General features: G+C 68.9%; 19 protein-coding genes. 6 read left to right on the top strand and 13 right to left on the bottom strand.

The features are described 5' to 3' along the window. Nucleotides 1-148 precede the first annotated feature (148 nt). A complete protein-coding gene (locus tag ACIPVN_RS11055; protein WP_400442752.1) occupies nt 149-7105 on the top strand; it encodes a beta strand repeat-containing protein in 6957 nt (2318 codons plus the stop codon). 66 nt (nt 7106-7171) lie between these two features. Continuing rightward, nucleotides 7172-7855, top strand: coding sequence for a hypothetical protein (locus ACIPVN_RS11060; protein WP_400442753.1), 684 nt, complete (start codon nt 7172-7174; stop codon nt 7853-7855). A gap of 197 nt (nt 7856-8052) precedes the next feature. On the opposite strand, the gene ACIPVN_RS11065 is transcribed toward ACIPVN_RS11060, so the two are convergent. From ACIPVN_RS11065 to ACIPVN_RS11075, 3 genes are all read right to left on the bottom strand, one after another. Continuing rightward, nucleotides 8053-8805 carry a GntR family transcriptional regulator gene (locus ACIPVN_RS11065; RefSeq protein WP_400442754.1) on the bottom strand — a complete coding sequence of 251 codons (753 nt, stop codon included), beginning with the start codon at nt 8803-8805 and terminating at the stop codon, nt 8053-8055. Nucleotides 8806-8987: 182 nt separating this feature from the next. Next, nucleotides 8988-9692, bottom strand: a complete 705-nt coding sequence (locus tag ACIPVN_RS11070) for a hypothetical protein (protein ID WP_400442755.1) — start codon at nt 9690-9692, stop codon at nt 8988-8990. Between the two features lie 240 nt (nt 9693-9932). Then, nucleotides 9933-10301: a hypothetical protein gene (locus tag ACIPVN_RS11075; RefSeq protein WP_400442756.1), complete on the bottom strand. Its 369-nt coding sequence runs from the start codon at nt 10299-10301 to the stop codon at nt 9933-9935. Between the two features lie 194 nt (nt 10302-10495). On the opposite strand from ACIPVN_RS11075, the gene ACIPVN_RS11080 reads away from it, so the two are divergent. The 3 genes from ACIPVN_RS11080 to ACIPVN_RS11090 are packed head-to-tail and all read left to right on the top strand — an operon-like array spanning nt 10496 to nt 11182. Then, complete coding sequence (locus ACIPVN_RS11080; RefSeq protein ID WP_400442757.1) at nt 10496-10708, top strand: hypothetical protein; 213 nt, start codon at nt 10496-10498, stop codon at nt 10706-10708. Continuing rightward, complete coding sequence (locus ACIPVN_RS11085) at nt 10705-10956, top strand: hypothetical protein (RefSeq protein WP_400442758.1); 252 nt, start codon at nt 10705-10707, stop codon at nt 10954-10956. The genes ACIPVN_RS11080 and ACIPVN_RS11085 overlap by 4 nt, the downstream gene beginning before the upstream one ends. A 10-nt stretch (nt 10957-10966) precedes the next feature. Beyond that, nucleotides 10967-11182, top strand: a complete 216-nt coding sequence (locus ACIPVN_RS11090; RefSeq protein ID WP_400442759.1) for a hypothetical protein — start codon at nt 10967-10969, stop codon at nt 11180-11182. Between the two features lie 11 nt (nt 11183-11193). On the opposite strand, the gene ACIPVN_RS11095 is transcribed toward ACIPVN_RS11090, so the two are convergent. The 7 genes from ACIPVN_RS11095 to ACIPVN_RS11125 all read right to left on the bottom strand — a co-directional run bounded on the left by ACIPVN_RS11095 (nt 11194) and on the right by ACIPVN_RS11125 (nt 14071). Next, nucleotides 11194-11706, bottom strand: a complete 513-nt coding sequence (locus ACIPVN_RS11095; RefSeq protein WP_400442760.1) for a DUF805 domain-containing protein — start codon at nt 11704-11706, stop codon at nt 11194-11196. A gap of 149 nt (nt 11707-11855) precedes the next feature. Then, complete coding sequence (locus ACIPVN_RS11100; protein ID WP_400442761.1) at nt 11856-12038, bottom strand: DUF805 domain-containing protein; 183 nt, start codon at nt 12036-12038, stop codon at nt 11856-11858. A gap of 85 nt (nt 12039-12123) precedes the next feature. Beyond that, a complete protein-coding gene (locus tag ACIPVN_RS11105; RefSeq protein ID WP_400442762.1) occupies nt 12124-12423 on the bottom strand; it encodes a hypothetical protein in 300 nt (99 codons plus the stop codon). Then, on the bottom strand, nt 12420-12734 hold the full coding sequence (locus ACIPVN_RS11110) for a hypothetical protein (protein WP_400442763.1): 315 nt from the start codon (nt 12732-12734) through the stop codon (nt 12420-12422). The genes ACIPVN_RS11105 and ACIPVN_RS11110 overlap by 4 nt, the downstream gene beginning before the upstream one ends. Further along, the gene (locus ACIPVN_RS11115; RefSeq protein ID WP_400442764.1) at nt 12731-12946 is read right to left on the bottom strand and encodes a hypothetical protein; all 216 of its coding nucleotides are present in this window, start codon (nt 12944-12946) and stop codon (nt 12731-12733) included. The genes ACIPVN_RS11110 and ACIPVN_RS11115 overlap by 4 nt, the downstream gene beginning before the upstream one ends. 200 nt (nt 12947-13146) lie before the next feature. Next, nucleotides 13147-13467 (bottom strand): hypothetical protein, encoded by a 321-nt coding sequence (locus ACIPVN_RS11120; protein WP_400442765.1) that lies wholly within the window; start codon nt 13465-13467, stop codon nt 13147-13149. Nucleotides 13468-13708: 241 nt separating this feature from the next. Further along, nucleotides 13709-14071, bottom strand: a complete 363-nt coding sequence (locus ACIPVN_RS11125) for a LysR family transcriptional regulator (protein ID WP_400442766.1) — start codon at nt 14069-14071, stop codon at nt 13709-13711. 150 nt (nt 14072-14221) lie between these two features. Here ACIPVN_RS11125 and ACIPVN_RS11130 point away from each other — a divergent pair, with 150 nt between their 5' ends. Further along, nucleotides 14222-14920 (top strand): gamma-glutamyl-gamma-aminobutyrate hydrolase family protein, encoded by a 699-nt coding sequence (locus ACIPVN_RS11130; RefSeq protein WP_400442767.1) that lies wholly within the window; start codon nt 14222-14224, stop codon nt 14918-14920. A 142-nt stretch (nt 14921-15062) separates the two neighbouring features. Here the strand turns inward: ACIPVN_RS11130 and ACIPVN_RS11135 are convergent, their stop codons facing one another. The 3 genes from ACIPVN_RS11135 to otnK are packed head-to-tail and all read right to left on the bottom strand — an operon-like array spanning nt 15063 to nt 17763. Beyond that, nucleotides 15063-15863, bottom strand: a complete 801-nt coding sequence (locus tag ACIPVN_RS11135; protein WP_400442768.1) for a DeoR/GlpR family DNA-binding transcription regulator — start codon at nt 15861-15863, stop codon at nt 15063-15065. 12 nt (nt 15864-15875) lie between these two features. Continuing rightward, nucleotides 15876-16532, bottom strand: a complete 657-nt coding sequence (locus ACIPVN_RS11140) for a class II aldolase/adducin family protein (protein WP_400442769.1) — start codon at nt 16530-16532, stop codon at nt 15876-15878. Then, nucleotides 16516-17763 (bottom strand): 3-oxo-tetronate kinase, encoded by a 1248-nt coding sequence (gene otnK, locus ACIPVN_RS11145; protein ID WP_400442770.1) that lies wholly within the window; start codon nt 17761-17763, stop codon nt 16516-16518. The genes ACIPVN_RS11140 and otnK overlap by 17 nt, the downstream gene beginning before the upstream one ends. Nucleotides 17764-17842: the final 79 nt, after the last annotated feature.

A 17842-nucleotide genomic window follows, 5' to 3' on the forward strand; every position in this document is an offset into this window, starting at 1 on the left:
CGCGGTGACATCACCCGGGGTGAATTTTTGCCCCTGTGAGGGTGATATTTGTTTCCTGAGCTTTCCCTGAGTGTCTGGTCACCGGAATACTGGCCAATGCTCTGTCTCGACGTACCCGTGTCGAGCACGAGGGGGAGGGAACCCAAGCATGCGTATGCGCACTCTGTTCGCGCGGAAGAATCGACGCCCGTCGGTCACCCGCGATGAAGGACTCAGCCGTAAGAGGCCGGCGATCGCCGCACTCGCGGTGACGTCGCTCGTCGTCAGCCTGATGTCGACATTCGTGCCAGCCGCGGCCTTCGCTGCGCCGGCGGGGGGCTCGAACGCCGTCGGCCAGGCGGTGTCCGCCCCGGTTGCGCAGGGGCTCATCGCCAAGCTCGCTCCGGGTAACCCGGGCGTGCCCTCGGCGCCGACCACCCTCTTCCAGGAGAACTTCGAGAACAACCGGGTCAACACCCCTGTGCTCCTGAGCAACTACGTGGGCGCGGGGGGCGAGCGCTACACGGCCGCAAACCCGTGGCTCACGGGCTGCAACGGCATCGTCGTCAGCCACAGCATTCCGGCGTCGAGCCAGGGCAACTGTGCGAACCTCGGCAGCTCCGAGCACGTGCGTCAGATCGTGTACGCACTCGGCGTGCACAACGGCACTGCGGCTCCGACCAACAACCGCGCTGTCGCCGCGTACACCGAGGGAAGCCCGGGGGCCAACCTGATCGAGTTCGCCACGGTGAATCCCGTGCCTCTCGCGTCGGCGAACGGACGTTTCCTGACTTTCAGTGTGAACGCCGCCGCGAAGAACTGCCAGGTCTCGGCGCCCCTCTACAACTTCTCGCTGGTGTCATCGGCCGGCGTCGCCACGCCGGTCGGCGGCCAGATCAATGCCTGCAGCTCCGGTACCACGGTGCAGACTCCCGCCGTCGGCTCGGTTGCAGCGTCCGCCGTCAACGTCGGTACCTACACCTCCAACGGATCCATCCTCTTCAGCGGTGCCTCGGTCGGCGTCCGTATGACGAACGCGAACGGCAGCGGGTCGGGCAACGACGCCGCGTTCGACGACATCCGCATCCTCGACGTCACCCCGCAGCTCGACAAGGTCTTCTCCCCGACCACCGTGCTCGCCGGCGGTGTCTCGACGCTGACCTTCACCGTCACGAACACCAGCGAACTCGCCGCGAAGGCGGGCTGGGGCTTCGTCGACGCACTCCCGACCGGTCTCACGGTCGCGCCGACTCCGAACCTCGGCGGCACCTGCGTCGCGACCCGCGCCGCGACGGCCGGTAGCGACACCATCACGATCACCAACGGATCTCTCGCCGCCGGTCAGGCGTCGTGCACGATCACGGTCGATGTCACCTCTCCGACCGTGGGCACCTTCGAGAACGGCCCCGACAACGTCACGCCGACCGGTCTCAACGAGCCCGGCACCACGACCGTCGAGTTCGTCGCCTCGGACTTCGGCGACGCTCCGGCCAGCTACGGCACGACTCTCGCCCAGAACGGCCCGCGCCACGGAATCGTCGGGTACGACTCCGCCGCCGGCACTTCGCCGCTCATGCTCGGCACGTCCATCGACGCTGAGACCGACGGACAGCCCACCCCCGAGGCCGACGGTGACGACGTCACGGGTCTGGCGGATGAAGACGGCGTTGCGGCTCCCATCGTGATGACGAACGGCACCCAGACCGCCGTGACGGTCTCCGCCACGAACAACACCGGCACGGCCGCCACCCTCGCAGGATGGATCGATCTCAACGGCAACGGCACGTTCGAGGCCGGTGAGCTGGTCACGGTCGCCGTACCCGCCAACAGCGGCACCGCGAACTACACCCTGACCTTCCCGGTCGGCACCGCGACCGTCGACACCTTCGCCCGCTTCCGTCTCTTCTCCGGTGCGGTCGCCACTCCGCTGCCCACCGGCGCCGTGGTCGGCGGCGAGGTCGAGGACTACCCGGTGACCTACGCGGATCGCGCGCTCGAGATCGAGAAGACCTCGTCGCAGACGGCCGCCAGCCGCCCCGGTGACGTGGTGACCTACACCGTCACCGCCACCAACACGGGCACGGCACCGTACAACGCGCAGTTCCCGGCCGTCGTGTACGACGATCTCCGCGGCGTGCTCGACGACGCGACGTACAACAACGACGCGACGGCATCGGCGGCTCCGGCTCCGACCTACCTGCCTGCCGGCTTCATCTCGTGGCGCGGTGCACTCGCGCCGGGTGCATCCGTGACGCTGGAGTACTCGGTGACCCTCGCGGCGGGCGGCGACGGCATCGTCCGCAACGTCGCCTGGCAGCCGAACACCCCGCCGCCCCCCGGCACCCCGCCGACCGATGTGCCTGCGTGCGATCCTGCGGATGCCGACGGCACCGATCCGGTGACGGGCGAGCCGTGCGCCTCGACCGAGACCCCGCTGCCGCGCCTCACGGTCGACAAGACCGCGAGCACCGACGATCTCCCCGCCGACGGTGACTCCGTCACCTACACGGTGGTCGTGACGAACGTCGGACCCGGCGACTTCACCGCCGCGAACCCGGCGACGTTCACGGACGACCTCACCTCGGTGCTCGACGACGCGACGTTCAACGACGACGCTGCGGCATCCGCCGGAACCGTCGACTTCGCGACGCCCGAGTTGAGCTGGGAGGGCGTGCTGGCCTCCGGCGAGTCGGCGACCATCACCTATACGGTCACCTACGACGCCTCGACCGGCGACAACGTGCTGATCAACACGGTCTGCGTGCCGGAAGAGGATGCCCTCGACCCGGCCGCGGCCTGCGACTTCGTGCAGATCCCCGCCGCAGCGCTGTCGTTCACCAAGACGGTCGATCCGGCCAGCGGCACCGCCGTCGTGGCGGGCCAGGAGGTCACCTACACGCTGTCCTTCACGAACACGGGTCAGACCCCGGCCGCGGTCGACGCGCTCGACACGCTCACCGAGGTGCTCGACGATGCCGAGCTGACCGGGGGGCCGACGGCCGACGCCGGTCTCACCGCCACCCTGACGGGGGACGAACTCGCCATCACCGGTGACGTACCGGTCGGCGAGACGCTCACGGTCACCTACACGGTCACTGTGAACGACTTCGCGGAGCAGGGCGACCACCGCCTCGGTAACGTCCTCAGCAACGGCGACGGCACCTGCCCGCCCGCCGGCTGCGAGGAGACGACGAACCCGGTCCGTCACTACTCGGTCGAGAAGGAGGTCGCGGCGAGCACACCCGTGACCGTCAACCCGGGCGACGTCGTGACCTACACCGTGACGGTCGTCAATGACGGCACCGCGGCGTACACGGCCGGTATTCCCGCCTCGATCAGTGACGACCTCTCGGCCGTGCTCGACGATGCGACGATCACCGGCACGCCGACCGCAGTGGTCGCGGGGCAGCCGGGAATCCAGCTGCCGGCGCCGACCTTCACCTCGCCGAACCTCGCGTGGTCGGGCCCGATCGCCGTCGGTCAGACCGTCACCATCACCTACTCGGTGACCGTGAACGACCCGCGCACCGGCGACGGTTCGCTTTCGAACACCGTCGCGCCGACCGGCCCCGGTGGCGAGTGCGCCCCGGGCGAGTGCGAGACCGATACGCCGCTGCAGTTCTACACGGTGTCGAAGTCGTCGTCCGCGACGAGCGTCGTGCCCGGTGACACGATCACGTACACGATCACCGTCACGAACGGCAGCGAGGTCGCCTACACCGCGGATGCCCCGGCATCCTTCGCCGACGACCTGTCGGCCGTGCTCGACGACGCCGAGTACAACGACGACGCCACCAACGGCGCCACGGTGACGGGCAACACGCTCTCGTGGGAGGGGCCGCTCGCGGCAGGCGCGTCGACGACCATCGTCTACACCGTGACGGTCAACGACCCCAACACCGGCGACGGCGTTCTCACCAACGCGGTCGTCCCCGACGGCCCCGGCGGCGAATGCGTGCCCGACGAGTGCGCGACCACCACTCCGGTGCAGTCGTACACGGTCACCAAGGCCGCCTCGGCCTCGACCGTCGAGCCCGGTGGAACGATCACCTACACGGTGACCGTCGAGAACACCGGTGCGGTCGACTACACGGCCGCCGACCCGGCGTCGTTCACCGACGACCTGTCGGCCGTGCTCGACGATGCGGTGTACAACGGCGACGCCGACAACGGTGCCACCTACGCCGCGCCGACGCTGAGCTGGTCGGGTGCGCTGGCCGCCGGAGACACGATCACCATCACCTATTCGGTGACGGTGAACTCGCCGAACACCGGTGACAACGAGATCACCAACGCGGTCGTGCCGACCGGAACCGGCGGATCGTGCGACCCGGCGGGCGAGTGCTCGACGACGACCGACGTGCGGTCGTACACCGTCTCGAAGACGGCGTCGGCGACGTCCATCCAGCTCGGTGGCACCCTCACCTACACGGTGACGGTGACCAACACCGGCGCTGTGGACTACACGACGGCTGCTCCAGCATCCTTCACCGACGACCTGTCGGCCGTGCTCGACGACGCGTCGTACAACGACGACGCCACCAACGGCGCGACCGTCACGGGCAACACGCTCGCCTGGTCGGGTGCGCTCGCGGCCGGTGAGTCGATCGACATCGTCTACTCGGTGACCGTGAACAGCCCGAACACGGGCGACAACGTGCTCGGCAACACGGTCGTCCCGACGGGCCCCGGCGGATCATGCGATCCCGATGAGGTCTGCGAGACGAGCACGCCCGTGCAGTCCTACACGGTCACCAAGACGGCCGATGCCGTCGACGTGATCCCGGGCGACACCATCACCTACACGCTGACGATCACGAACACCGGTGAGGCGCCCTACACGGCCGAGTCCCCGGCGGCGCTGACCGACGACCTCTCCGAGGTGCTCGACGACGCGACCTACAACGGCGACGTCACGGGTGGCGCGACCTACGCGGCCCCGGTGCTGAGCTGGTCGGGTCCGCTCGCTGTCGACGAGACGGTCACGATCACGTACTCCGTGACCGTGAACGACCCGGTAACGGGTGACAGCCAGATCGACAACGCGGTCGTCACCGAGAACGGCGGGAACTGCGAGCCCGGCTCGACCGACCCGGCGTGCCTCGTGAACATCCCGTCGGGATCGTTCACGGTGTCGAAGGAGGCTTCGGCCGCCACCGCGCTGCCCGGCGACGTCATCACCTACACGGTGACCGTCACCAACACGGGTGCGATCGACTACACGGCTGACGAGCCCGCCTCGTTCGATGACAACCTCGCGAACGTGCTCGACGACGCGACGTACAACGACGACGCCTCTAACGGCGCCACCGTCACCGGTACGACACTGTCGTGGGAGGGTGCACTCGCGGTCGGGCAGACCATCGAGATCACTTACTCGGTCACGGTCAACCCGGCGGGCGAGAGCGCGGGTGACCTCAACCTCGGCAACATCGTGGTCCCGACCGCTCCGGGTGGCGACTGCGCCCCCGAGGCGGAGTGCGCGACGAACACGCCGATCGGTCAGTTCCAGGTCACCAAGACGTCGTCCGGTGCGGGCGAAGTCGTCGAGGGCGACGTCGTGACCTACACGATCACGGTCACCAACAACGGTGCGGTGGACTTCACGGATGCCGACCCGGCATCGTTCACCGACGACCTGTCGGCCGTGCTCGACGACGCGACGTACAACGACGACGCGACCAGCGGCGCCACCGTCTCGGAGAACACGCTCTCGTGGGAGGGGCCGCTCGCAGCCGGTACCTCGATCGAGATCACCTACTCGGTGACCGTGAACGCGGCGGGTGCCGGCGACGGCATCCTCGAGAACGCGGTGGCCCCGGGTGACGGCGGAACCTGCATCGGAGCCTGCTCCACGGCCGACGAGCTTCGGGCCTACACGGCGTCGAAGACCTCATCTGCCGGTGGATCGGTCACCGCGGGCGACGTGGTCGAGTACACGATCACCATCACGAACACGGGCGTCGTCGACTACACCGATGACGTTCCGGCCTCCTTCACCGACGACCTGTCGGCGGTGTTGGACGACGCGGAGTACAACGACGATGCGTCCGCCGGTGCGACTGTCACCGGCAACACCCTGACGTGGTCGGACGCCCTCCCCAGTGGCGCGTCCATCGAGATCACGTACTCGGTGACCGTGCTCGCCGCCGGAACCGGCGACGGCGTTCTCACGAACGCGGTCGTCCCCACCGGTCCCGGTGGCGGGTGCGACCCCGAGGGCGAGTGCTCCACCACGGATGCGCTCCGCTCCTTCACGGTCGACAAGTCCGCATCCGCGACGACCATCGGCCGTGGACAGGTGCTCACCTACACCATCGTCGTGACCAACACCGGCGCCGCTGCCTTCACGGCGGATGCTCCGGCCACGGTCTCCGATGACCTGTCGGGTGTGCTCGACGACGCCTCCTACAACGGCGACGCCTCGAACGGTGCGACCTACGCCGCCCCGATCCTGACGTGGTCGCTCGCGATCCCGGTGGAGGAGAGCGTCACGCTGACCTACTCGGTGACGGTCGACGACGAGCTCACGGGCGACCTCGAGCTGGTGAACGCCGTCACCCCGGGCGATGGTGGTGAGTGCCTCGAGGAGGGCTCGTGCATCACGAACACTCCCGTGATGGGGTACGTCGTCGCGAAGGCTGTCGACACCACCTCCACCGAACTCGGCAACGTCGTGACGTACACGATCGCGATCGAGAACAGCGGAGCGGTCGACTACACCGATGCGACGCCCGCATCGTTCACCGACGACCTGTCGGAGGTGCTCGATGACGCGACCTACAACGGTGACGCGACGAACGGCGCGACCTACGAGGCACCGGTGCTCAGCTGGTCCGGGGCGCTCGCGGTCGGGGAGGTCGTCACCGTCACCTACAGCGTCACGGTGAACGACTCCGTGTCGGGTGACCGCGAGCTCGTGAACTCCGTGATCCCCGGTGACGGCCAGCCGTGCTTCGACGCCTGCCAGACGCTGACAGAGGTCGAGGTACCGGGACAGCCGCCGCTGGCGACCACGGGTATGAACCCGTGGATCGTGGGCGGAGGCCTCGGAGTCGCGACGCTGGCGATCCTCGCCGGACTCGCACTGCTCCTGGTGCGCCGTCGTCAGAACGTCGCCGAGTAATCGAGAAGTAAGGCACAGGTGAACGGGCGGGGCCACGCGGCCTCGCCCGTTCACCGCATCCACGACATGTCACGTATACATCTCTTAACTGTCACCCGTTTTGCGGCCGTACTCGCGATCGTGCTGCCGGCGCTCGGTCTGCTCGGCTTCGGTGGGACTCCGGCGGCCGCCGCCGCGCAGGCGACGCCGAACATCGCGGTCACGCTCACGAGCGACGCCGAGGCCCTCGCTGCGGGGGAACGGATCACCTACACCGCCGAGATCACGAACAGGGGAGAGGCCGTGCAGGCCCGCGTCGTGCTCAGCCCACCCGCCTATGTCTCGCTCGGCGAGATCGAGGATGCCGAGGTGGACGGCAACGAGGCGACCTGGACGCTCGCCCTCGGAGCGACCGAGACGCAGACGATCGAGATCCCTGCGCGGATCGGAGACATCCCTCAGGGCGAGTTGCGGGCGACCGCGTTGCTCAGCCTCTACGTCGGCGATGCGCCGAGCCCGCTCGTGCGCACCGCCTCGGCAGATCTGATCGACGGTGTCGACGACGTGCAGACGGAGGCCAGCCCGCTGCCCGGCATCCTGCTCGTCGTGGGGTCGGCGTTGGTCGTGGCGCTGATCGGGCTCGCCGTGGTGTTCATCGTCTTGCAGCGCCGTCGGCGCGCAGCGGAGGAGGCCGCCAAGCGCGAGGCCTGGATCGGATACGCGCGGCGCGAGTCGCCGCCGGTGGATGCCGAGGGCCCCGAGACTCGTTGACTAGCGGGGTGGGACCCTTCGACAGGCTCAGGGACCCAGTCTCCGCCCGGTTGCTGAGCTTGTCGAAGCCCCCCTGCGAGACGCTGTGGGACCCAGTCTCCGCCGGGCCGCTGAGCTTGTCGAAGCCCTCATGCTCCGGCATACGACGAGGGGCCCGAGCCAGCGCAGAACGCGCGTGCCGGGCCCCTCGAAGAGGTCTAGCGGATGCCGAAGATGCTGCGCATCGCGACCTCGGCCCCGTCGCTGTCGCGGCGGGCGATCGCGGACGCGAGATCACGGCTTCCCACGCGCGCGGCCTCGACCTCCTGCGCGGAGTACGACAGCCGGCGCAGTGCGCGGAGCAGAGAGAACTGACGCTCGGTGATCTCGGCGTGGAGGATCGGGCTGCCGGCGCGAGCCGACAGGAACAGCAGCAGCTCGAGTGCGGCGGTCGCGGCCTCGGCCGGCGAACCGATGGCGCCGAGCAGCGCGTCGATACGGGAGACGGCGGTCTCGGCATCCATCGGTGACAACGTCGGAATGGCCTGCCGGGCGGCGATGCCCCCGCAGTACCCGGCCCAACGGCGGCAGTCCTCGGCGATCTGACGGGTCAGCGGCGTCACGCGGGTGCGACGCGACGGCAGGATCTCGACGAGACCGATCTGCTGTAGCTGCAGGATCGCCTCGCGTACCGGCGTGCGCGAGATGCCCATCTGCTCGGCGAGCTCGCGGTCGCGCAGCAGCTCGCCGTCTTCGAGCACACCCGATGCGATCGACGAACCGATCTCGGAGAAGGCATCGTCGCCGAGGAAGCGCCGTTCACGACGGAGCTCGGAGCCGTCGTAGATCTCCTGCCGGGGAGCGGCGGGGACATCGGGGTTCGGATCGGCCGGAGCCAGGTCCTCGGCGGTGTGGGGCACCTTCAGGGCACTGCGGGGTCGTACGCGGACTTCGTCCAGGATGACGCTCATCTCTCACCAATCGACTCACTATGGAGGGTGAAGGGAGCGGCGCACCACACTCCGCCCCCTTCACGCGACACTCCCCTGGAGCCGCCGCGTAGATGAGGGAACCGACTATCCCTCAAAAGAGTGACGAGCGAGCATCAGGAATCTGACGCTCGCTCGTCGAATTGGCGACGGAGTGCAGAAAATCAGCCCTTGATCGGCAGCACCTTGAACTTGCCGGTCGTGCCCGGAGCGGGCGGAACCACCACGGCGAACTCGCTCTTGCCCTGCGTCGGGGCGATGACGACCTCGGCGGGGATGCCCGGTGCGATCACCGCGGCGGGGATGCCGGTGAGCACACCGGCCTTCGTCGCGCTGGTCGTGAACGCCTTGAGTGCCTTCTTGTCGAGGCTCGTGACATAGGTCTGGAACTGTAGGGCGATCGCGTCGAAGCTCTCGTCGGGAATGCTGGGGTGCGAGATCAGGACGGTGTCGACCGTCTGGTTGCCGTTCTTGACCTGCAGCCCGGTGTAGCGCTGCTTGCCCACCCAGCCGCGCGACTGGAAGTCGGCGAAGAGGTTCGCTCCGGCATTCTTGCGGGTCGCGAAGTGCACGATCAGCAGGATGATGCCGAGCGGGATGAGGATCAGCGGCGCGTACGTGTAGACGTACGCCCACGCCTGGCCGCGCCCGCTGGAGTACTCGAAGAGGTCGGGACGGAAGAGCAGCTGCGGGATCCACGTCCAGTCCCAATCGAGCGCCTGCCCGGTGGAGAAGAGGTTGAACGCGAAGGCTGCGGCGCCGAGCCCCAGGCTCGTCCAGCCGAGGCTCGAGACGGTGCGTTTGCCGTCGACCGCCTTCGCGAATCCTTCGGGCGTGGACAGGTTCTGCTGCACGGTAGCCAAGGTCATGCGCACGAGCATAGCGAAGGCTGTGCGTCGGCTATGGCTCTGGACATGGGGAGTAATCCCCACTCGGAGGTGGCCGGCATCCGCATGTGAGGGATGCCGGCCACCTGCGGTGGGCGACACCCCCATGCCGCCCACCTGTGGCCTCGATATTCCCGGATCGAGGACGGAAGCGAAGACCGAGACTCCGCTCCCACATCTATTGACGGATGGAGTGCAGGAATCTGTCGCCGCTCTCGAGAATCAGGTGAACGACATCTCGATCTGTCGCCGGATGTCGTCGAGCGCGGCAACGTTCTTTTCGACGTCGTAAGGGCTGTAGGGCCGATCGGGAGCGACGTCGAGCGAGAGCTGCACCTCGCTCCCGCGGCGCATCGGAACGGTCGTCACGCCCACCTCGAGCTCCCAGCTCCAGATCGTGCGCTTCGTGCGGAATCGCAGACGGCGTCGGTCGTCGGCCATCTGCAGATCGGTATGGCCGCCACCGACCACGATCTGCATGATCGCGATCGCGACGTCGTCGGGATCGCCCGACACGTGGAAGCGCGCCTGCGCGGCGGACGCCGGTGCGGTCAGCATGGTCGGCGACCAGAGCGGGATGCTCTCACTCATGTTCGTTCCTTTCCCCAGAGTGAACGATGCGGGGCGAGTGCCCCTCTATGAGACGAGTGGATCGGCGGATTCTTACGCTGATCCGCGAAACGGCTGCGAAGAGACATCCGCGACCGATCTCGCCGGGCATCTCGTCATGAGGGTGAGGGGGCGCGCGGCCATGCGACGCCGGCATGACATGAGGGGGAACGGTCATGGACCAGTGGAAATGGAACCTGGCACAGGCGGGGCTCTTCTTCCTCGGCACGCTGCTGTTCTCGCTCGTCGTCGTCGCCGCGGTGGGGGTCAGCTGGTGGGCGGCGCTGGTCGTTCCCGGGGCCTTCCTGCCGTCGGGGCTCCTGCTCGCTCAAGCGCTGCGCGAGCGCCGACGCGGTCGACGCACGAGCGACGTCGAGCCCCGGCCGTGACGGCCGTGCGCGCGTATGCGCTCCAGGGGGTGGTGTTCCTCCTCGTCGGCGGCATCCTGCTGTTCACGCGAGACGACCGGCACATCCCCGAAGCGATCGTCACGCTGATCGTCGTCTTCTCGGTGTCGGCACTGGGGTTCGGGCTCGCGCTGCGCGAACGGCTGCGCGAGCGTGCGACGCCGCGTCGGCCGGGAAGCCGCCGCTACCCGGCGACGCCGTCGTTCGACACGGCGTCCGGCGAAGGCTGAGGGCGAGGGGATGCCGCGCTGGCGCTGGCTGTGGGTGCAGGGGCTCCTGTTCCTCGCTGCGGGGGTGCTCTTCGGACTCTCGTTCGCGTTCGGAGCGGCGGGCTGGTGGGTCGGGCTGGCCGCTTTCCTGTGCCTCGCCGTGTCGTCGACGGCTCTCTTGGTGGGGTGGCGCGAGCGGCGTCGGGTCCTCGCGGAGGAGGAACCGACGCGACGGCGCGGGCTGTGACCGTCGGCGCCTCACACCGGCACGTCGAAGCGGCGGCCCTCTTTCTTCGTCGGTTGGGCCATCAGCACGAGGAAGAACAATCCGCCGACGACCGGGATCAGTGACAGGAAGTACCAGGCGCCGACGAGGCCGGAGTCGTGCAGGCGACGCCACGACAGGGCGAGCCACGGCAGGATCAGGGCGAGCGCCAGAATGCCGCCGATCACCGCTCCGACCGGGATCAGCGCGGCGGCGGTCGGGTCATCGAGGAGCGCGGGCTGGTTGTAGCCGACCAGTGTCCGGTCGGCGCCCGCGGTGACCGGAACCTGGTTCGCGAGGATGTTGCCGAACCCGCTCACGACGCCCAGGGTGAGCATCACGTTCGGCGCAAGGGTCACGACGAACAGGAAGAGCGCCGCCCACCAGAACTCGCTCGACGACGCGCGCCCGCGGAACGTCGCGTACTTGCGGAAGAACCGCGAGACGGCCTGGCCGAGCGACGCGCGGTACTGCGGCTGGGACAGGGGAGCGGATGCTGCGTGCACGGGTCTCCTCGAGGGGTCGGCGGAAGCATCCGCTCTCCCAGTCTCGCGCATCGGGCCACGCTCGTGTCCGTTGTGGGGCCCTTCGACAAGCTCAGGGACCCAGCTTCTGAGACCGGGTCGCTGAGCCTGTCGAAGCGTCCCGCCCCGTGTCAGGCGGCGTGCGCGTCGAAGCGGGCGCCCTCCGGCTTGGAGCCCTGCAGCAGCAGAACGAGAAGGATCCACGAGCCGACCACGGGGATGAACGCCAGGAAGAAGAAAGGCCCGGCGAGGTTCGCGTCGTGCAGCCGCCGCCAGGTGGCCGCGAGCTTGTCGAAGGGTCCCGCCCCGCTCACCTGCACGGACGAATCACGTCTGCACGGGGCATCCGCCCGATCCTCCGTGCAAACGTGTGGACGCCGTGCAGGTGTGCGCGCCCGCTCAACGTTGGCGCCGATCCAGCAGGGCGTGGATGCCGTAGCCGATCATCACCGGCACGATGCACAGCAGCGCGAGCTGCAGGACCGGTTCGAAGAGGGGACGGTTCCAGAGGAAGACGATTCCGCCAGGCATCGCGGCGCAGAAGAACACCAGGAGCCAGAAGTCGCGCGGCCGGCCAGGACCCGGGTTCTCGCGCTTCTTCGCGCGGAGGCGCGCGAGGTTCAGCCCATAGGCCAGCGAGACGATCACGAGCCCAATCGCGACGGCGATGCTGATGTGGGTGGCGGTCTGCTCGGTCATCGGATGGCTCCGTTCGAGGTTTCGGGGGCGGATGCTTCGGGCGGGTGCCGCCGCTCGGTGCGCTTCTTGTGGAACCAATAGCCGAGCGCGCACGGCGCGGCGAGGGCGTACGGGAAGAAGTACAGATCGCTCAGCGGCGGATGCATGCGCACAAGCTGGACGCATATCACGCACATCAGGATGGCGAGGAACGCCGCACCCGCCCGTGGCGAGTTCTTCGTCTCGCCTTCGCAGGCCGACCGCAGACTCCAGCCGAAGCTCGTCGCGGCGAACAGCATGACGACGACGGCCATGACGTCCCAGCCGTTCATCGCACACCTCCCTCGGTCGACGGGTCCTGGCTCGGAGGAGCGACGGGTGATGCGCGGAAGCGCTGCGCGATGACGGCGAACCCGAGTCCCACTGCGGCGGGCAGCAGGAGGAGCAGCAGGTATTGCAGCCAGGGAGGCTCGATAGCCGGCTCGCGCCAGAGCTGCACGCCCGCCTCGACCAGCCAGGCCCCGCGACGACGGCGAGTACCCAACGTCGCCGTGCGGGTTTGCCGCTTCGAGAGGAAGCGACGAACATTCCCAGGAAGAGCGCCCACGCGCCCGTTGTCAGCGCGTTGAGGACAGGGGCCAGTGCCATGTGTCGTGCCTTTCGCTCATCGACCCTCCCCAGGATGGACAGCGAGTCGGCGACGATACGGAGTGATTCTGGATGGTGCTTGAGCGCGCGGCGCGTTCATCGTTCGCCCTCGTCGATCGAGGGGCCCTGGGCCGCAGCATCCGAAGCGGGCGTTCGGCTGAGACGCGCGAGCAGTGAGAGGCCGAGCCCGACCGCCGCGGGCAGAACCATGAGCAGCGCGTACTGCAGCCAGGGGGGCGCGATCGCCGGCTCATGCCACAGGCGCTCGGCGCAGAACGCGAGCCAGATCGAGACGAGCACGATCGCGAGCCAGCGCACGCGCGGAGAACGCGTGTTCCGTCTCGGATCGACAAGAAGCCCCAGGAAGAGGGCCCACATCACCGATGCCAGTGCGTAGATGACAGAGGCGAACGCCATGTCGTGCCTTTCGCTCGTCGACCCTCCCCAGGATGGACAGCGAGTCGGCAACGATACGGACTGACCCTGGATGGCGCCTGAGTGGCGGCACCCGCCGTACCGGTGAGCGCGCGGGGAAGAGAAGAGGGAGGGCGTTGGGGCGCCCTCCCTCGGGATCCGGCCGTGGGGACCTGGATCGGATGCCGACGGGGAGGCCGGCTGCCGGCGGGGAGGCCGGCGAAGGCAAGAAGCCCTTCACCGGTTAAGACGCGGAATACCGGTTTTCGTGACGCGATCGACGGGGTGAGTTTTCGCTGGCCTCGGGGTCAGGAGGCGACTCGAAGCTCCCGACGCGCGTGAGACCGTCGACGTAGTCGCGCATATCGGTACGCACCGACTCCACCTCTTCGAGGATGTGCCGGGCCCGCTCCTGCAGGTGGCGACCGGCGGGGGTGAGCGAGACGCGACGCGTGCTGCGCTCGAAGAGCGGGGTGCCGACCTCCTGCTCGAGGCGGCCCACCTGCACGCTCAGCGGGGGCTGCGACATGTGCAGCCGCTGGGCCGCGCGCCCGAAGTGGAGCTCGTCGGCGACGGCCAGGAAATAGCGCAGTTGACGGAGCTCCATGGGGGAACGATACGGCGTTCGTATTACCGCTCCATTACGGGGAGATTGCGAGCGAAACGCTATCAATATCGTATTTGACCTGGGGTTCTTTAGAGGGTTTCCTGGTTCTGATCCATCTTCCGAAAGAGCACCCATGGCCGAGGCATCCGCATGACCGCCCCGCACGTCGCCCTGTTCCATGTGCGCACGCACCGACCCCGCGCCGCCGCCGGGTATCAGAGCCTGCTCGACACCCTCAACGACGCGGCGGTCGCCGCCGTCGAGGGGCTCGGCTGGACCGCCTCGCTGCATGCCGCGGCCGAAGATCCCGAGCTCGAGCTGCGGCGGGCCTCGCACGATGCCGACGTGGTCGTGATCCTCGACGGCGACGACATCGATCCGGGCCTCTACGGCCAGCCCGACCGCCGGCCGCGTCGATCGCCATACGAGCGCCGGGCGGATCGGCTGCAGATCGCCGTGATCATGGATGCCGTCGGCGCCGGGCGGCCATTGCTCGGGCTGGGCCGCGGGCATCAGCTGCTCAACGTCGCGCTCGGCGGGAGTCTGCGCCAGCACGTGCCCGGCCATCGAGGCCCGGGGACGGAACCGTTCATCGCGATCCCGCTCGACCTGTCGCCGGTGGCCCCGGGGCTTCGCGGCTCCGCCCTGTGCGCGCACCACCAGGCGGTCGATGAGCTCGGGGAGGGTTTGGTGGCGCTCACCCGCGCGGACGACGGGGTCATCGAGGCCATTGCGCACGAGTCCCTCCCACTGCTGGGGGTGCAGTGGCATCCGGAGCATCCGCTCACCGCGTCGTCGCAGTTGGGCGTGCTGTTGCGGGCGGTGCATGCGGGGGAGTTGGTCGCGTAGGGGCGTCTGGGAGGGGACGCTTCGACAGGCTCAGCGACCCAGTGGGCGGGGCTCAGCGACCCAGTGGGCGGGGCTCAGCGACCCAGTGGGCGGGGCTCAGCGACCCAGTGGGCGGGACTCGCCGACCCAGTGGTGGCGGCGGCTATGCGCCGGTGCGGACGACCGTGACCCCGCGTTCTTCGATGCCGGCGGCGGTGGCGTCGCTCAGGCCCGCATCGGTGACGATCACGTCGAGATCGGTCAGATCGAACACCCGGTAGCGGCCGAACGAGCCGTACTTCGAGCTGCCGGCGACGAGTACCGTCTCGCTCGCGCTCTCGAGCGCGGCGGTCTTCGGGGCGATCTTCGATTCGGTCGGGGTCGTGACGCCGCGACGGAGGTCCCACGACGACGATGAGAGGAACGCGATGTCGATCGACAGTTCGTGCAGCGTGAGCGCGGCGAGGCGCCCGGTGGTCGACTGGTTGGCCTTCTCGACGCGTCCGCCGATGGCGATGATGTCGGCGGTGGGGTGGTCGAGGAACGCGGCGATGATGGCGAGGTCGTTCGTGACGACAGTGAGGTCCTGCACCGTCTCGAGGTGCGGGCGCATCGCCTGGATCGTCGTGCCGGCGTCGAGGTAGATGGTCATCGACTCGGTGACGAGGGATGCCGCGTGGCGGGCCATCGCGTCCTTCTCGGCGACGTCCTGCCGGGCCTTCTCGAATCGTGACGGCTCGGCGACCAGGCGTGAGGCGATCTTCGCCCCGCCGGGGGTGGCGAGCACGCGGCCGGCCTCTTCGAGCACGGCGATGTCGCGCCGGATCGTCATGTGGCTGACGCCGAGGATGCCGGTGAGCTGGCGGTAGCTGAGTACGCCCTCGCGGCGCAGGTGCTTGACGATCAGCTCACGCCGCTGCTCGGGGATGAGCGGCGTGGCGGTGGCGTCGTCAGAGGGGGTCATGTCGTCGTCAGCCTAGCGAACGAGGGCGGAATCCTCGGTCCAGGGCGTGCCCCAGCGGTCGGCGAGCGCGCGCACGTCGGACGGCGGCAGCAGGCGGCGAGGCTTGCCGTCGGTCAGCAGCGCGATCCGGCAGGCCTCTTCGAGCTCGATCGCCGCTTCGACGGCGGCATCGAGGTCGGGTGCCGACACGATCTGGCCGTGGTTCGCGAGCAGCGCGGCGCGGAACTCGCCGGGCAGCGCGAGCATCTGCGCGGCCAGGTCGGGGTCGCCGGGCACACGGAACGGCACCAGCGGAGTCTGGCCGACCCTCATCACGAAGTAGGGGGTGAGCGGTGGGATCGCGCTGTGCTCGGACCACGGCTCGAGGCAGCTCGCGGCGACCGCGAACGGCGAGTGCAGGTGCACGACGGCGGTGTGCTCGACGTTCTTGGCGTAGAACGCGAGGTGCAGGCTGAGCTCCTTCGAGGGCTTCGCCCCGCGCACGTGGTCCCCGCCGCGGGTGACGACCGCGATGTCGGCGTCGGTGAGTCGGCCGAGGTCGGTACCGGTGCCGGTCATGTACACGACGTCGTCGACGCGGATGCTGACGTTGCCGCTGCTGCCGGGGCTGATGCCGGCGGCGGCGACGCGCGCTCCGGCCGCGATGAGTGCGTCAGTGGGAGTGGTCATCGAGCGCCCTCCAGGCGGTGGTGAACATGTCGTCGGCGCCGAAGTTGCCCGACTTGAGAGCGATGGTGACGGGGCCGTGCGTGGTCTCGGCGGCGCTCCAGCACACGCCGGCGGCGATGCGCGGTCCGATCTGCAGGCGCTGGATGCCGAGGCGCTGCACGACGGCGCCGGAGGTCTCGCCGCCCGCGACGATCACCTGGGTGACGCCGAGGTCGGCGGTCGCCCGGTCGACGATCGCGGACAGCACCTCTTCGATGCTGTCGGAGACGGTGTTGCCCTCGGGGCCGCGACGGATGTCGTCGAGCGAGCCGACGGTGTAGACGAGGGGGATGCTGTCGGCGTCGAGCGATTCGAGCCAGGCGACCGTCTCGTCCACCACCCGCGCGGAGTCCGCCGCGATCGCCTCGACGTCGAGCTTGCGCGCGGGAAGGGTGCGCTCCGCGTGCGCGATCTGCGCGCGGGTCTTCGCCGACGCGCTGCCGCAGACGATCAGGCGACGGCCGGGGGCGACCTCGATCTCGGAGAGGGTGCCGGGCCGCGGTCCGGTCATCCCGAGCGCGAGACCGGCGCCGCCGGTGACGACGCGCCAGTCCGAGACGGCGGTCGCGATGGTCTCGAGGTCGGCGTCGGTCATCGCGTCGACGACGGTGTAGCCGTCCGGCTCGGCGCCGAGGGTGCTGCGGAGTGCCGCAGGGCCTGCCCACACGGCATCCGCCCCTACCTCGTGGATCGGGCGGGCGGTCTGCGGCGCGAGGATGTCGCGCAGGCGCGACTGCGTCATCGGCGTGAGCGGATGCTGTCGCATGGGGGAGTGCTCGAGGAGCTCGTCGTGCACGAAGAGGTGCCCGCGATAGACGGTGCGGCCGTTGTCGGGGAACGAGGGCACGACGATCGTGCGGGTCTCGCCGAGCTCGTCGAGCACGGCGTCGAGGATCGGGCCGATGTTGCCCTCGGGGGTGGAGTCGAAGGTCGAGCAGTACTTGACGTAGTAGCGGCGGGAGTCGAGGGCCTCGAGCGCGCGGACGGCGCGGAGCGACTGGGCGACCGCATCGTCGACGGGGGCGGTGCGGGTCTTGAGGGCGACGACGACGGCATCCGCATCGCCGAGCTCCGCCGGGTCGAGCGGGGCGTCCTCGATCGAGACGACCGCGCGGAACCCGCGCTGGCGCAGCGCGATGGCGAGGTCGGTCGCGCCGGTGAAGTCGTCTGCGACGGCGCCGATGTCGATCACGGTTCCTCCTCGGGAGTGGGTGCCCCCATTCCATCACGTGTGAACTGTTGTGAACAAATTTGAGAAATGTTTACGACTG

It is taken from the genome of Microbacterium sp. NPDC090003, from assembly GCF_044748385.1.
In the GTDB taxonomy this organism is placed as follows: Bacteria; Actinomycetota; Actinomycetes; order Actinomycetales; family Microbacteriaceae; genus Microbacterium.

Coding starts and splice junctions, on each gene's coding strand:
- ACIPVN_RS11055 (WP_400442752.1), top strand. CDS start 149: ATGCGTATGCGCACTCTGTTCGCGCGGAAGAATCGACGCCCGTCGGTC.
- ACIPVN_RS11060 (WP_400442753.1), top strand. CDS start 7,172: ATGTCACGTATACATCTCTTAACTGTCACCCGTTTTGCGGCCGTACTC.
- ACIPVN_RS11065 (WP_400442754.1), bottom strand. CDS start 8,805: ATGAGCGTCATCCTGGACGAAGTCCGCGTACGACCCCGCAGTGCCCTG.
- ACIPVN_RS11070 (WP_400442755.1), bottom strand. CDS start 9,692: ATGACCTTGGCTACCGTGCAGCAGAACCTGTCCACGCCCGAAGGATTC.
- ACIPVN_RS11075 (WP_400442756.1), bottom strand. CDS start 10,301: ATGAGTGAGAGCATCCCGCTCTGGTCGCCGACCATGCTGACCGCACCG.
- ACIPVN_RS11080 (WP_400442757.1), top strand. CDS start 10,496: ATGGACCAGTGGAAATGGAACCTGGCACAGGCGGGGCTCTTCTTCCTC.
- ACIPVN_RS11090 (WP_400442759.1), top strand. CDS start 10,967: ATGCCGCGCTGGCGCTGGCTGTGGGTGCAGGGGCTCCTGTTCCTCGCT.
- ACIPVN_RS11105 (WP_400442762.1), bottom strand. CDS start 12,423: ATGACCGAGCAGACCGCCACCCACATCAGCATCGCCGTCGCGATTGGG.
- ACIPVN_RS11110 (WP_400442763.1), bottom strand. CDS start 12,734: ATGAACGGCTGGGACGTCATGGCCGTCGTCGTCATGCTGTTCGCCGCG.
- ACIPVN_RS11120 (WP_400442765.1), bottom strand. CDS start 13,467: ATGGCGTTCGCCTCTGTCATCTACGCACTGGCATCGGTGATGTGGGCC.
- ACIPVN_RS11125 (WP_400442766.1), bottom strand. CDS start 14,071: ATGGAGCTCCGTCAACTGCGCTATTTCCTGGCCGTCGCCGACGAGCTC.
- ACIPVN_RS11130 (WP_400442767.1), top strand. CDS start 14,222: ATGACCGCCCCGCACGTCGCCCTGTTCCATGTGCGCACGCACCGACCC.
- ACIPVN_RS11135 (WP_400442768.1), bottom strand. CDS start 15,863: ATGACCCCCTCTGACGACGCCACCGCCACGCCGCTCATCCCCGAGCAG.
- ACIPVN_RS11140 (WP_400442769.1), bottom strand. CDS start 16,532: ATGACCACTCCCACTGACGCACTCATCGCGGCCGGAGCGCGCGTCGCC.